Below are 13,968 nucleotides of genomic sequence, written 5' to 3'. Positions count from 1 at the left end.
CGGCCTTACCGGTAAGGACGTTCCACCCGGCCGCGGAGTTCCCTCAGGGTCGGCGCACCAGCCGGCTGCGGCCCATCGGTCCGAGGCGGCCGGCCTGCATGAGCCCGACGCCCCGGGGTGCGAGTTCGGCCAGCTCGGATTGCAGTCTGTCCTGCAGTTCCTCGGCGGCGGCGCGGTGACCGGCGGCCCGCTCGTGGTCGTCGAGGTAGGTGGCCAGCTCGGCGAGGATGCAATCCATGGGCCCGAGCACCGAGGCGCCGGTCTCCAGACCGCAGACGGTGCCCGAGTACGGCAGCAGCTGCTGGTACACGCCCAGCGCCATGACCGGATCCTCGAGGGCGATGGCGAGGCGGGCCTTCACTCCGGTGAAGGTGGACCAGAACTGCGGGGCCAGTGGAGGTGCGGCGGCCAGCACGCGACGGGCCTCCTCCGGGCGGCCCGAATGCACCAGGGCCAGTGCGTAACCGTGGATGAACAGCTCCGGTTTGAGGGCGGTGCGCTCGCGCAGATCGTTCAGGTAGACGGACATGTCGTTGCGCAGCCAGCCGATGGAGACGGCGATGCCGACGTGCAGCGCATTGCCGTCGCGGGTCGGTTCGGCCGCGCCCTCGCCGGAGTGCGCCACCAGGTGGTCCAGTTCACCGGAGCCCTCGCCGAGCAGGCGCAGCACCTCATCGGTATTGCCGCGCAACAGTTCCAGCACCATCCCGAAGGGCGCGATGGCGTCCAGCAGGTGCCGCAGCTGTCCGTCGGTGGCGTATTCGCCGGCCCGCCCGGCGTGTTCGGCGGCGGCCACCAGGTCGGCGTCGGCCAGGGTGGCGCGGAACAGCAGATAGTGTGCGAGCGCGCGGAATTCGGTGAGTTCGGCCGCGGTGGACACCTCGAGCAGCCGGGTCGCATACCGTTCGAGGTCGTGGGCGCGCAGGAAGCCGCCCGCCGCGAAAGCCGCGAACGCCTGCGCGTTGAGCACCGTGCACAGCAGGTCCGGGTCGTCGAGCGGTTCGGCCAGGGCCATGGCCGAACCGGCCAGGATGCGGGCCGCCGAGGGTTCCTCGACGGCGCGATCGAAAACGGCGGTGACATGCAACAGAATTCGCGTGCGCACCGGCAGCCCGGTATCGGCACAGGCCAGGCGCAGCGGTTCGCGAATGCGCGGGTCCGGGGTGTGCCAGTCGTGCACCGACCAGATGAGCGGCGTCGGCCAGCAGGTGACCGCGTGCGCGAGCAACTCCGTCCCGTCCGGCGATGACGCTGTGCCGCCGAGTGATTCGGCCAGATCGAGCGCCTGCTCGCGGGCCGCCCGCGCGGCGATGTGCTGCCCGTCGTAGGCCAGTGCCACCACCAGCTCGCAGCGCGCCTCGAGCACCGCGAGCCGATCCGCGCGCGCGGCTCCCGCGCCGGTGTGCCCGGCCAGATCGTGCAGCGCGAGTACAGATCGCCAGCGCCGCACGGCATCGGCGCGCATCCGCCGCTCCACGCACCGCCGCGCCGCCGCGCGCACGTATGGCAGAGCCACCGTGGCGGTTTCGGCATCCGCCCCCAGCGCCGCGTGATGTGCCAGCGCGTCGATGTCCCGCCCGCGCGGTACGTATACCGCATCGTGCGCGGAACTTGTTCCGGCGTAAGCAAACTCGGTGATTCGGCTACGGCCGGGCGGTGCCGCCGTGCCGGGGTCCGCGATGCTCGCGGCGTCCGGTTCCGTCTCCCCGGTCGACGAGTCCGTGGCCACCTCGTCGGCCCCGCGGAGGGCCGCGAGCGTCCGGTCGGTGCGACGCGCAGCCCTGGGCCGTGGCGACCCGAGGAGCGCCGCGACCAGGTGATCGGCTCCCCACAGCGCGCTGAGCACTCGATTCCCCATGCCCGGAAGGACTTCCGTCCCGGCCTGGGCGTCGGATCGGCGCTCGTCCTGGCCCGGCGCGACCACCGCGCGGGTCGAGCCCGGCACTGCCGGTCCCGGTTCCGGGTCGCTGCGCAGGTATTCGAAGGCGGCCCAGTGCATTCGGGTGCGGCGCAGGGTGGGGAGGTCGTAGTAGACGGTTTCGCGGACCAGGGCGTGGTCGAAGGTGACGCGGCCGGCCCGGTCAGTGCGTAGCAGGCGCGCGGATTCGGCGGTGGCGATCAGGTCGATGACGGTGTCGGCGGGGCGGCCGGCGGAGGCGGCGAGGGTGGTGATGTCGCTGTCCTCGCCCCAGACCGAGAGGTGGCGCAGCAGGTCCACGACGTCGGCGGGCAGCTGACCGATGCGCCGGCCCAGCAGGTCGCGCACACTGTCGGGCAGGCCGTCGGTGGTGCCCTGGGTGGCAACGAGTTTGGCGAGTTCGCGCACGAACAGCGGGTTGCCGCCGGTGCGGCGGCGTAGCAGTTCCACGGTGCGGTCGTCGGGGGCGGCGAGCCCGGCGGCGGCCGCGGCGCGACGGGTGCCCGCCATGTCGAGGCCGTCGAGTTCGAGGCGGTCGGCGGTGAACAGGGCCAGGGCGGCGGCGGTGTCGCGGACGCCCGCGCCCGCCTCGGTGCCGCGCAGGGTGGCGACGATGAGGATCGGGCGGTCCCGCAGCCAGTTCACCACCTGCCGCAGCACCTGCAGGGTGGCGGTGTCGGCGCCGTGCACGTCCTCGAGCACGATGGCGATCGGTCTCCCGGCCGAGCGTTCGCGGCAGGAGCGGACCACGCGCCGAGCCAGCGTGAAAGCATCGGCGGCGGTGAAGGTTTCGGGGTCAGCGGCGTCGAGGCCGGTGAGTACCTCGGCCCAGGCCCAGGCGGGCGGCGCGGACTCGACCTCGGGGCAGCGGCCGAACACGGTGGTCCAGCTGCGGTCGCCCAGGTGTGTGGTGAGGGCGGCGGCGAGGGTGGTCTTCCCCGCGCCGGCCTCACCGGAGAGCCAGACCAGCCGGACGTGCCCGGCGGACGCGGCGTCGGCGGCGGCCAGCACGGCGGCGCGCTGTGCGGCATATCCGCTGTCCGGCAAGGGTTCCGGATCGGGCAGCGGTTCGGGTTCGGCGGGCCGCACGGGTACGGGCGGGGTGACCGTCTCGGTGTCCACCGAGTGGGTGAGGATGGCGGTCTCCAGATCCCGCAGTCCCGGACCGGGATCCACCCCGAATTCCAGGGTGAGGAATTCGCGGCTGCGGCGCACCGTGGCGAGTGCGTCCAGCGACTGTCCCAGTCGGTACTGGGCGACGGCCAGCAGCCGGGCGCATTCCTCGCGTCCGGGATGCTCCTCCAGGATGGGCCGCAGCGCCAGCACCACCTCGGCGGGCCGGTTCAGTTCCAGCGCCGCCTGGGCTCGCAGTTCGGCGGCGGTCAGCCGCAGGGCCTGCAGGCGGGCGGCTTCCTGTGCCGCCCAGGGCATTCCGGGGAAGGATTCGAAGGCGCCGCCGTGCCAGCACGCCAGGGCGGCGTCCAGCACCCGCACCTGCTCCAGCGGGTCGGGTCGCCCGGCGGGGTCGCGCATGGCGGCCTCGTGCCCGTGCAGCAGTTGTTCGAACTGCCAGGAATCCACTTGGGACGGCTCGAGATTGAGCGCATACCCGTGTGATTCGGACACGATGACGCGCGAGTGCGCCCGGCGCGGCCGGTCCGGCTCGAAGACCCGGCGCAGATTGTGGATGTACACCTGCAGCGCGGCAACGGCTTTGGCGGGCGGGTCACCGTGCCAGAGGTCGTCGATGAGCCGTTCGGTGGGCACCACCCGGCCACCTGCGGCGACCAGTCGTCCCAGCACCGCGCACTGCATGGGCGCGCCCGGAGGCACGCGCTGACCGTCGATGCTGATGTGCAGTGGGCCCAGCACCCCGATGCGTATGAGCGCCATGTCGCAGTGCGACCCCCGTACCCACTTCGAATAAAACCAAACAGGATCCTCTCAATATGACAGAAATTCTGCGACAGTACCCAGTCTTGTGACGGGGCTTAACTCGATACGAAGACGCTCCGAAGAGTTGTCCCGCACACTGCCTAGGGTGTTCGACCCCTCCCCGCCGCCGGACGCCGATCTCGCGGTCCTGCACAGCCTTCCGCATCCGGCCTGCCTGCACGACGGCTGCTACGACGTGGTGGCCGCGAACGAACCCTTCCGGAACCTGTTTCCGGGCACCGGTCCGGGCGCGAATCTGATGACGGCGATCCTGCTGGAACCCATGGCCCGCTACCGGCTGGGCGACTGGGAGGCCGAGGCGCAGGTCATGGTGTCGGCCTTCCGGTCCGCCGCCCCCGGCCTGCGGCCGGACCGGGTCGAGGAGATCGTCAATCTGGCGCGCCGCTCCCCCGACTGGGATCGCTTGTGGCACAGCCACGTCGTCCCCCCGGAGCCGCGCGAGCGCACGGTGCTGATGAACGATCCGGTGACCCGCCGGGAACGCCGGATGTACGTGCAGACCTTCGAGTTCCAGTCACCGCAGCGACCGTGGTGGCTGCTGACGGTGGTGCCGTTCGACTAGCCCGGTCAGGCCTCGGCGGCCGGGACCTCGAACCAGCCGTCCTCGGGTTCGGCATAGCCGTGGTACATGAGCGGTATGCGCCGGTCCACGCCGAAGTGCCGATAGACCGCCAGCATCGTGCTGCGCACGGCGTAGTCATGGAAGTCGTCGATGCGCCGCGGGCCGAGCCAGTGCTCCGGGAGCAGTGCGAGCCGGGTCATCTCGTCCGGATCGTCCATGTCCAGGCCGATGGGGCCGGGGTCGACGATGAAGTGATCGTGTAGCACCGCGTGCACATCGTGCGGGTCGTGCTGCCCGGCCGCTAAGGCGAGGAAGCGGGTGCGGATGGCGGGCGAGCCGTGCTCCTGCAGCCACTCGATGAGATGCGCGTTGGGGCGCGGAATCGACCTCGCGGACAACGGGGTCTGCTCCACCAGGTGCAGGATGCTGGCGCCGGGCACGCGGGGTTCGGGGACGAGGAAGAGGCTGAGCACGGGGGATCCGGACAGACTGTCGCAGAGGCAGACCTTGGTGCGCATGGGGTCGGTCATGCGCCACTCCTTACACGGGAGGGGTTGCTGGCTTCGTCATCCGAATCGTGCCGGCTCGCCGAGTTACCAGACTCGGACAGATCTCTCCTCGACGCCCGACCGGTGCAACACCCGGAATTATAGTCTCCGGACACCGATCAGACCGACCGGTCTGACGGTCGATCCGATCGGTCACCCGGTTGCCGTACGGCCCGGTTACGCGCCCACCAGACGGCTGCGCGTGCCCTCTCGGGCCGGCAGCGCCGCCAGCTGACCCTCGATGGTGGCCCGGACAGTCGGCCACTCCTCGTCCAGGATGGAGTAGAAGGCGGTGCTGCGCACCTCGCCGTCCAGCCCGCGCGAGTGCGCCCGGCGCACTCCGTCGCTGGTGGCGCCGAGGCGCTCGATCGCCAAGCGGGACCGCAGATTCCGGACATCGGCCCGCATGGCGATGCGCCGCACCCGCCACACGTCGAAGGCGTGCTGCAGCAACAGCAGCTTGGACTCCAGATTGATGCCGGCGCCGCGCGCCTGCGGAGACAGCCAGGTGTTCCCGATCTCGGCGGCGTCGGGCACTGCGAGCAGGGGATCTCCTGTCGGCATGCCGTGCACCAACGGCCACACCACCGGGCCCTGCCAGTAGTCGAAACGGGTGAATCGGGTCGAGCCCAGCACCCGTCCACTGGCGACGGCAATGATGGCGAAGGCCAGTGAGGTTCCCGCGGCATGCCCGGAAAGGGCCTGAGCGATGTATTCCAGCGCCTCGTCCACACCGTGTGGGACAGGCGTGAACGCGTACGCATCGCGATTCCCCGCAGCAGCCTCCGCAATACCCGAAGCATGCTGCGGCGCAAGGGGTTCCAGCCGTACCAGACGGCCGGTCAGAGTTACGGGTACGGGCACGTTCCCTCGATCTTTCGGAAGGGGTCGGGGGCTCGCGTCAGGCAATGGCCGCCCCGGCCACACACTCCGGAATCGACGAACCAGCCCTGGCGCGCCAGTAGCAGCATCGGATAGTGGGATGAACGATAGCGGAACACCAGCGCACGGCGCTGCAGGCGGCATGTAAATTTCATGCGCTCTACCGCGCGTCGCGCGGGCTATTTCACAGGTGTCTTACAGCCTTTTCCGGCACGGCCATCCGCTACCTGCCGGCGACCCCCTTTCGGGCTGCCGGAAATGCGAATACCTATGCGGTGGAAGGTATTACTACGCCGGTCTTCCCCGCCAGAAACCGTCGTGTACCGCCCTGGCCTCCGCGAGCTCGATCGGACCGATGACCGACAGTGCGCGCTGACCGGCGGCGAATACCGCACGGCAGGGCAGCGCCATGGTCGGGTTCTCGGGATCCGCACCGGTCAGGGCCAAGAGCTCGTCCTCGCCGAGTGCATAAACCACCCGCCCGATATTTCCCCAGTAGATCGCCCCCGCGCACATTGCGCAGGGTTCGGTACCGGTGTAAAGCGTGCAGCCGCGCAGAAACTCGGCGTCATAGCCGGCGCTCGCCAGCCGCACCAGATTCGTTTCCGCATGTCCCGTCGCGTCACGCCCGGTGATCACCGTGTTCTCCGCCTCCAGCAACACCCTTCCCCCGGGCTCGGCCAGCACCGCCCCGAATGGATGATTGCCGTGCTCGCGCGACCGCCGCGCAATGCCGACAGCCGTCAGCAGATTTTCCATATCCCGCTCGCTGAGCGATTCGACCACCCGAACACCTTGCCACACAACTACTTCGGCGCCACCGGAGGGGTTCGAAGATGGCCGGGAGGCGGGTCGCGGCCACAAACGCGGGTACCTCTTGCTTTTAGCAGGCGCGCCACCCATGCTTAACGCTAGTTTGACTAGCTTTAGGGAGGCGACATGGCGGACGTGGAGGAACAGCGGAGCACGGCGGATCCCCTCGCGATCCAGGTGGTCATCGGCGGCGAAAGGATGACCCGCGACCGGGTACTGGCATGGGAGTCACGCCGCACCCGCGCGGTGCTCGCGAAATTCGAGACCCGGCTCGGGCCGCGGGGATTCGCCGAACTCGCGCCCGCGCGCACCGCCGCCGACCTGCGGCACGCGACGCTCGACCGGCAGCGGGCGGCACTCACGACATTGAAGATGCGACTGGGGCACGCGGGGATCTACGCCATGCTCGGGCGGGAGCTGGCGTTCTCCGAGCGAGCTGCCCGGATCGGCGTCGCGGCGAGCCGGGGCCGGACCAGGCACAGTGCCGTCCGGGTCGAAGTGCCGAACTACTCCGCCGCACGTTTCGCGGCCTGGTTCGACACCCTGACCGCGAGCAATGCCGAGGCCGACATGGTCGACGCGTGCCCGGACCACTACCTGCTGCGCGGGTTGCCCGATGGCCGGCAGGAAGTCGTCGAAACCACCGGCGGCTCACCGACGGTCACCAGATTCCTGGTCGATTACACCTCGACGGACGCGCTGACCATTCCGGCCGACCGCGGCTATCCGATCCAGATCGCGGGGCACGCGGTACTCGACGACGGCCTGATCATCGGTGGTGTGCGCCATCAATTCCGGGATCGGGACGGCGGGATGGAGGCCCTGCTGACCGTGCAGTTCCCGGGGGTGTTTCCCGCCCGGCTGATTCGCGAACACCAGTGGCACCTGGCCACGGAGTTCAGTAATTGGATGATCGCGGCGGCCCCGGTCGCGGCCGGATCGTCGCCGATGCGGTGATCACGGCCGCGGACCGGCGAGCGCACCGTCGAGCACCAGGTCGACGAGGCGGACGCACAGTTGCGGGTCGATCGGTTCCCGGGTGACCAGCGTGCGGAATTGCAGTGGCGCGATCAAGGTTTCGAGCAGCAGCCGCGGGTCGGTCCCGGCGGGCAGCTCGCCGCGGTCGACGCCGCGCTCGACGATCGGCCGGGTCAGGTCGAGCCGCGTGGTCCAGAACGTCTCCCGCACGCGCGCCCACCGCGGTTCGCCGCCGCTGAACGACAGCGCCTGATTGAGCGCCCGGCCGTGCGGCGTGCCGAGGTAGGCCGCGACGGCATCGAGCAGTGCGTAGAGGTCGGTCCGGATCGCCCCGGTATCGGGCACCGGTATCCGCTGCTCGCTGTAGCTCAGCAGGGTGTCGATGATCAGCTCGTCCCGGCTGCCCCAACGCCGATAGATCGTCGTCTCGTGCACCCCCGACGACGCGACCACATCCGATACCGCGAACTCGCCAACCCCCTTGTCCGCCAGCACATTCAATGCCGCTTCGAGCACGGCCTCCCGCACCCGGGCGGATCTGCCGCCGGGCCGCCGCCGAACCTCACCCTCCGTCACTGAACCTCCACAAACACAAGCCGAACTGGCGTTAGCAGTGTAGGCCGGGGGGTTGTCGCCGGGAGATCATCGGCGGAAGATCGATTGGGCAGCTGTTCCGGGTCGGGGTCTGAACCACCATCGCTCATCCAAGGAACGGAGCTCGGAAATGAAGACCACAATTGCCTCGATAATCGCCGCGACCGGCATCGCCATGTCGCTCGCCGGGCTGGCCGCTCCCACCGCATCGGCCGCCCCGCCCGCACCCGTGCCGGTCACCGACACCGTGGGCTCGGTCACGTTCTGCTTCGGCGTTCCGCTGGGCTTCATCACCTTCAACATCTGCATCTGACGCGCAGAGCGAGGTCACGGCCCAACCGCGCACCGCGCGGTGGGCCGCTCGCTCGGACGCGGCCATTTCTCGCCGGTCTCCGAAAAAACTGTCGCACAACGCCTCTGCGACCGATGCACATCGGATCCGAGCCGAGTGGCATTCCGAAGCTGGATCGACCTTTCACGACCGTGGAACGCGGCCCGGTGATCTACCCGCGGCAGGCTGGAGCGTCTGCTCGCCTCGCGGCATCACACGAACTCGACCGCACCGCCACCGATTTGCCGCGGGTCACGTCGACATCGTGCTCGAAGGAGCGGATCACAAGGAGGTCGCACCGTGATCACGGGTACGCGGCGAGTGACATTGGCGACAGGGGCCGGCAGCGCTGGGCACCGCCAAAGCCGCACTCGCGCAGTTCGCTCGTTACCTCGCCCAGGGAGACTTTCATCGCGCCGTATTTCACCACCGACGGCCGCGCCGACCTCACCGTCGGCGATACCGCGATCACTGCGGTAGCCAACGAACACGGGGTGCCCGTCACCGTCACCGCGGCCGACTTCTACCGCGCCACCTAGCAGCCGGAAGCGGCGACGTCGAGACGTATTCGGCGGAACCACAACAGGTTTCACGAAACCAGACAGGTCGATACACCGCCCGGAAGGACATCTCATGAAACTCGCAGTCATCGGCGGCACCGGACTGATCGGATCGCAGGTCGTCGAGGATCTGAACGCCGCCGGACACCAGGCGATACCGCACTCGCATTCCACCGGTGTCGACGTCATCAGCGGCAACGGATTGAACGAAGCCCTGGCCGGTGCCGACGTCGTCGTCAACCTGACCAATTCCCCGACCTTCGACGAGGCCTCTCCGGCCTTCTTCCAGACCTCCATGGACAACCTCCTGACCGCTGCCCGCAGCCAGGGCGTGGGCCATTTCGTCATCCTGTCGATCATCGGCGCGGACCAGGTACAGGACCTGGACTACTACCGGGCAAAAGTGCTGCAGGAGAACATCCTGGCGGCCGGGTCGATCCCCTATTCCATCGTCCGGGCCACACAGTTCATGGAGTTCATCGACGCCGTGCTGTCATGGACCACCGACGGCGACACCGTCCGACTGCCCACGACACCGATCCAGCCGATCGCCGCGAAGGACGTCGCCGCCGCGGTGGCAGAAGTCGCGACCGGCGCCCCGCTGAACGGCGCCCGCCACATCGCCGGACCCGACATCTTCCCCCTCGACGAACTGGGCCGAATCACCCTGGCCCGCAAAGGCGACAGCCGAACCGTAGTCACCGACCCCACCGCCGGCATGTTCGCCGTGGTCAAAGGCGACGTCCTCACCGATGAAAACGCCCAACTCGCCCCCACCCACTACGCCGACTGGCTCTCCTGACTCACGTACGCGACGAACAGCAACACCCAGCGGATCAGGTAGCAAACTACCCGTGACCGACCGCGCCCGCTGCGGCACAGTTGGGGTCGACGCTGTGGCCGGCGAACGCGGGAACGCCTGTGCCGCACAAGAGCTTCCGGTCGGCCGGCCTCAGACCGCGGCGAGTTCGTGCTGCAGCACTTCGCTCGCGGCGCGTTCACCCGAGCGAATGGCTCCGTCGACCCAACCGCACATGACGGCCGAGCTCTCGGTTCCGGCCCAGTGGATACGGCCGCACGGTTCGCGCAGCGTACGGCCGAACTGGGTGAGCACACCGGTCGGCGTGTGACTGAGCATCCCGCCACCGGAATAGCGCTCGGAACTCCAGTCCTGCTCGATGTAGTCGACCGGGACACCGGCTTTTTCGCCGAATCGCGTGACCAATTCGTGGAGTATCGCCGTCCTGCGTTCGGCGGGATCGAGCCGACCGATCTGCCGTGCGATGGGCCCCTCGGAAATGACGCACAGGACCCCGGGCCGCCCGGCGTCGGTAGAGCCGTCGATGGTGACGGTGGCCGGCGATCCCGGCGCGGCCGACTGACCCGACAATCCGTCGCGCCGCCAGAACGGCTCGTCGTACAGGACGGAAATCTTGATGACCGAGCCACTGGGCACCCGCTGATGCAGGAGCGAGCGATCGACCGGCAACATCGGCTCGTACCGGATCTGACCGGCGATCGCCAGAGGGACGGCCACGATCGCCCGACGGGCGCGCACCGTCGATCCATCCGCATGCACACTCACCCCGGCGGCGTCCTGCTCGATACTGCGCACCGGCTGCGACAGGTGGATCGAGTCGCCGAGCTGGGCCGCCATCGGCCCGTAGATCGCACCCATGCCCCCGATCGGCCGGGCGTCCTGGGCGCCGCCCTTGACGCCGAATACGAAGTTGGGCCCACCTCCCGATGCCATCTGATGCAGTGCGAAAAGCATCGACACTTCCGAGGCGGCCGAGGTGTAACTGCCCGCGATGGCGGTCTCGAGCAGATCGTGGGCGGGCTTGGACCAGACGGTGCGATCCAGCCACTGCGCCAGGCTCATCCGATCCCACTTGTCGGCCTTCTTCGCCTCCCACGGCGCCTCGAGCGGGATCGACTTGCACATGTGCCCCAGCTCGACAAAGCTCGCGCCGAGATTCATCGACGCCCAGGGGCTCATCGTCCACGGGATCGTGCCGCTGTAGCGGTACTGCTTGCCGTCGACGACCATCATGGCCTCACCGTCGGTGTACTGCTGGTAACTCCGTACCCCGAACTCGTTCATCAAGGCCCGGATGCGGTCCTGTCCCGGCCCTATCCAGGCACCACCGCGGTCGATCCAGCAACCGTCCGCGCGCACCTCGGTGAATGTGCGCCCGCCGAGCCGGTCGCGGGCTTCCAGCACCACCACCGATCGCTCCGCCTGCTTCAGCCGCAACGCAGCCGTCAATCCCGCGAATCCGCCACCGATCACGCAATAGTCGAAGTCCGTCATCGAGAGAACCGCCTTCGTCTCGAAGTGCTCCTGGCCACGGCTGGGCCACGGCGCTGCCCGCACCCACGACTTCACGGATGCGAACCGCCTCCGATCAGACCCACACCCAAGTCAGCAATTCTATAGCAAACTACATAGGCGGATCGGGCCAACGAAGGTCATGACAATCGCGCATGAGCTTGCCGGGACATCAACATTCGCCGATCGCAGTTGAACAGAGTTGAGCAGGCCGGAGCACGGCACGGGCTTCCACTGCTACCGCGACAATCTTCAAGCCGCGAACGCACGATAATGCCGCATCCCGCGCGGTTCGAATCGGCCAGAGTGGACGTGGCCGGCAGCGAGACCGACTGCGGCCCAGGACATCCTCTTCTGCCAATTGTGCGATGTTGGACAAGCATTCCGTGTCAGAGGTCTCGCGCTCGGTCAGGTGTCGAGTGATTGCCGATCGGCGAGCCAGGTCTGTGGGTTTTCGCCGGTGGCCAGAAAGATGGTGCGGCGTCCGACTTGCACGGCGTGATCGGCGAACCGCTCGTAGTAGCGGGCGAGCAGAGCGAGATCGACAGCGGCAGTGACCCCGTCGCGCCAGTCCGGACCGAGCACCCTGGCGAACAGTTCGCGGTGCAGTTCGTCCATCACGTCGTCCTGCTGATCGAGTCGCGCGGCGTCTTCAGGATCGCGGGACTCCAAAACCGCTGCGGCGCTGGTGACTATGGCAACCGCAGCCGCACCCATGCTCGCGACAATCGGGCGGACCGAGTCCGGGACGGCATGGCCGGGGTGCCGGCGCCGGGCGGTTCTGGCGATGTGGCTCGCCAGGGTGCCCATGCGGGCGAGGTCGCCGACGAGCTGGAGGGCGGTCACGACCTGGCGCAGTTCACTGGCCACCGGGGCTTGCCGGGCCAGAAGATCGACGGCGGCCTGTTCACAGTGATCACGCATGGTCTCGATCTCCGCGCACACGTCGATAGCGCGCTCGGCCTGTTCGATGTCAGCGTTGAGCAACGCGTTCGTCGCCGACGCCACCGCGTCGCGATCACGCAGACTCATCGACACGAGCAGGGTGGCGAGACGAGCGAGATTCGCGTGATACTCAGTCCGCATGGCTCCATCTTCGTCGAACCACGACAATTGCGCTGACCAGCAGAAATAAGCTGACGACCGGGCTCGGTGAATGTCTCCACTGCCCGCCGACACGAACCGCGCACCCCACCGGACATACCGCATACCGCGCGGATCCAACCGGACAACGCGGACCCTAGGGAAATCAATGGTCGGGGCGGCTGACCAACCGCAGGCAGTGCGGCCACCGGGCAACGCACGAAGATGCCTGTGGTCTCAACGGGCCTGCGTGTGTCCGACCCGTTGAGACCACACTGACTTGCCGGCGTACTTCAGCGCTGCCCGGGGGACGCTGAGTAGATGTGTCCGGCAAATTCGGCGAGTTGATTGTCAGGCAGATGCCTGGCCAGATCAGCCTCGCTGATCATGCCGACCATCCTCTTGTTCTCGATCACGGGCAGTCGCCGGATTCGATGGCTCACCATCTCGTGCAGTACATCCTGCACGTCGGCATCGGCATCGATCCAGCGTGGCGTGCCCTCGCACAGCTCGGCGCAAGACATCTTCGCTGGATCACGGCCGTCGGCAGTGCATTTCACGACAATGTCGCGGTCTGTGATGATTCCGATCATGCGCTCGTTCTTGTCGCCGATCGGCAAGGCTCCAACGCCTAGTTGGCGCATTACCTGCGCCGCGCGCTGAACGGTGTCTGTGCTGGTCATCCAATGCGCACCCGGGTGCATGATGTCGCGAGCGGTAGTCATGGTCACCTCCAGATAGGGAGCTACGGACCTCTCCAACGGTAACGACGTCGTGGTCAACGGCGCAGCAGAATCGATCGCTGAATGTCCAGTCCTGCCGCTGACCGCTGATTCGACGAAGTTCGCGTAGGACCTGGTCAACACTGATCGGGTCTGCGTACCCGCACGCGATCAGGAGCAACCCGTCGTCCCTCGGGCGTCATGACTGCCAGCCTCGGCAGTGGCTCACCGGAGTCGATGTCGACCAGTTCCGAATGCCGCTCGCCGGGCGAGAAGGCGTGATCGCGCCCCCACTGACCGAGCCCGAGGATCAGGTCGAACAGGTCGCGGCCGCGATCGGTGAGGACGTATCCCTCGAATCGGCTTCCGTCGGAGGCGGGTTCGGCACGGAGTATCCCGGCGTCGGTCAGCCCGCGCAGGCGAGCACTGAGGATGTTCTTGGCGATGCCGAGGCTACGCTGGAACTCGCCGAAGCGCCGTTTGCCGTCGAAGGCATCGCGAAGGATCAACAGCGACCATCTGTCGCCGACCAAATCGATGGTGCGTGCGATCGGGCACGCGGGATCCGTCCAGTCGCTCTGCGGCATTGCGCGGCTCATGATCCTCCCGGCTCGAAGTGTCTCGGTGCCCCACATCCTCCATGGTTGCAAATCGAGACCATCACCGTCCATGATGGTTTCAAATCAAAA

General features: G+C 68.0%; 14 protein-coding genes. 5 read left to right on the top strand and 9 right to left on the bottom strand.

All coding sequences use genetic code 11. The features are described from left to right. Positions 1–43 precede the first annotated feature (43 nt). The gene (locus ACFXKA_RS12340; RefSeq protein WP_379427252.1) at positions 44–3,811 is read right to left on the bottom strand and encodes a BTAD domain-containing putative transcriptional regulator; all 3,768 of its coding nucleotides are present in this window, start codon (positions 3,809–3,811) and stop codon (positions 44–46) included. A gap of 148 nt (positions 3,812–3,959) precedes the next feature. On the opposite strand from ACFXKA_RS12340, the gene ACFXKA_RS12335 reads away from it, so the two are divergent. Continuing rightward, a complete protein-coding gene (locus ACFXKA_RS12335; protein WP_354833554.1) occupies positions 3,960–4,436 on the top strand; it encodes a hypothetical protein in 477 nt (158 codons plus the stop codon). A 5-nt stretch (positions 4,437–4,441) separates the two neighbouring features. On the opposite strand, the gene ACFXKA_RS12330 is transcribed toward ACFXKA_RS12335, so the two are convergent. From ACFXKA_RS12330 to ACFXKA_RS12320, 3 genes are all read right to left on the bottom strand, one after another. Next, entirely contained in the window at positions 4,442–4,966 is a 525-nt protein-coding gene (locus ACFXKA_RS12330; protein WP_379427250.1) for a hypothetical protein, read from the bottom strand. A 195-nt stretch (positions 4,967–5,161) separates the two neighbouring features. Then, entirely contained in the window at positions 5,162–5,848 is a 687-nt protein-coding gene (locus ACFXKA_RS12325) for a GNAT family N-acetyltransferase (protein ID WP_379427249.1), read from the bottom strand. Positions 5,849–6,154: 306 nt separating this feature from the next. After that, positions 6,155–6,652, bottom strand: coding sequence for a nucleoside deaminase (locus ACFXKA_RS12320; protein ID WP_379427248.1), 498 nt, complete (start codon positions 6,650–6,652; stop codon positions 6,155–6,157). A gap of 153 nt (positions 6,653–6,805) precedes the next feature. Between ACFXKA_RS12320 and ACFXKA_RS12315 the strand changes: the two genes are divergently transcribed. Then, positions 6,806–7,636, top strand: coding sequence for a hypothetical protein (locus tag ACFXKA_RS12315; RefSeq protein WP_379427247.1), 831 nt, complete (start codon positions 6,806–6,808; stop codon positions 7,634–7,636). Here ACFXKA_RS12315 and ACFXKA_RS12310 read toward each other — a convergent pair whose 3' ends face one another. After that, positions 7,637–8,233 (bottom strand): TetR/AcrR family transcriptional regulator, encoded by a 597-nt coding sequence (locus ACFXKA_RS12310; RefSeq protein WP_354833544.1) that lies wholly within the window; start codon positions 8,231–8,233, stop codon positions 7,637–7,639. 148 nt (positions 8,234–8,381) lie between these two features. Between ACFXKA_RS12310 and ACFXKA_RS12305 the strand changes: the two genes are divergently transcribed. The 3 genes from ACFXKA_RS12305 (at position 8,382) to ACFXKA_RS12295 (ending at position 9,944) form a co-directional block, all read left to right on the top strand. Then, positions 8,382–8,564 carry a hypothetical protein gene (locus ACFXKA_RS12305; RefSeq protein WP_379427246.1) on the top strand — a complete coding sequence of 61 codons (183 nt, stop codon included), beginning with the start codon at positions 8,382–8,384 and terminating at the stop codon, positions 8,562–8,564. 113 nt (positions 8,565–8,677) lie between these two features. Beyond that, a complete protein-coding gene (locus tag ACFXKA_RS12300; RefSeq protein ID WP_379427245.1) occupies positions 8,678–9,121 on the top strand; it encodes a hypothetical protein in 444 nt (147 codons plus the stop codon). A gap of 94 nt (positions 9,122–9,215) precedes the next feature. After that, positions 9,216–9,944: an SDR family oxidoreductase gene (locus tag ACFXKA_RS12295; RefSeq protein WP_379427244.1), complete on the top strand. Its 729-nt coding sequence runs from the start codon at positions 9,216–9,218 to the stop codon at positions 9,942–9,944. A 150-nt stretch (positions 9,945–10,094) separates the two neighbouring features. On the opposite strand, the gene ACFXKA_RS12290 is transcribed toward ACFXKA_RS12295, so the two are convergent. From ACFXKA_RS12290 to ACFXKA_RS12275, 4 genes are all read right to left on the bottom strand, one after another. After that, a complete protein-coding gene (locus ACFXKA_RS12290) occupies positions 10,095–11,456 on the bottom strand; it encodes a flavin monoamine oxidase family protein (RefSeq protein ID WP_379427243.1) in 1,362 nt (453 codons plus the stop codon). Positions 11,457–11,882: 426 nt separating this feature from the next. Further along, the gene (gene phoU, locus ACFXKA_RS12285; RefSeq protein WP_379427242.1) at positions 11,883–12,587 is read right to left on the bottom strand and encodes a phosphate signaling complex protein PhoU; all 705 of its coding nucleotides are present in this window, start codon (positions 12,585–12,587) and stop codon (positions 11,883–11,885) included. 263 nt (positions 12,588–12,850) lie between these two features. Further along, positions 12,851–13,282: a CBS domain-containing protein gene (locus ACFXKA_RS12280; RefSeq protein ID WP_379427241.1), complete on the bottom strand. Its 432-nt coding sequence runs from the start codon at positions 13,280–13,282 to the stop codon at positions 12,851–12,853. A 134-nt stretch (positions 13,283–13,416) separates the two neighbouring features. Beyond that, positions 13,417–13,950 carry a winged helix-turn-helix transcriptional regulator gene (locus ACFXKA_RS12275; protein WP_379427240.1) on the bottom strand — a complete coding sequence of 178 codons (534 nt, stop codon included), beginning with the start codon at positions 13,948–13,950 and terminating at the stop codon, positions 13,417–13,419. Positions 13,951–13,968: the final 18 nt, after the last annotated feature.

It is taken from the genome of Nocardia sp. NPDC059228 (assembly GCF_042754245.1).
In the GTDB taxonomy this organism is placed as follows: domain Bacteria; phylum Actinomycetota; class Actinomycetes; order Mycobacteriales; family Mycobacteriaceae; genus Nocardia.
Note: the sequence above shows the minus strand (reverse complement) of the source record. Positions and strands in the feature narration are given on the sequence as shown.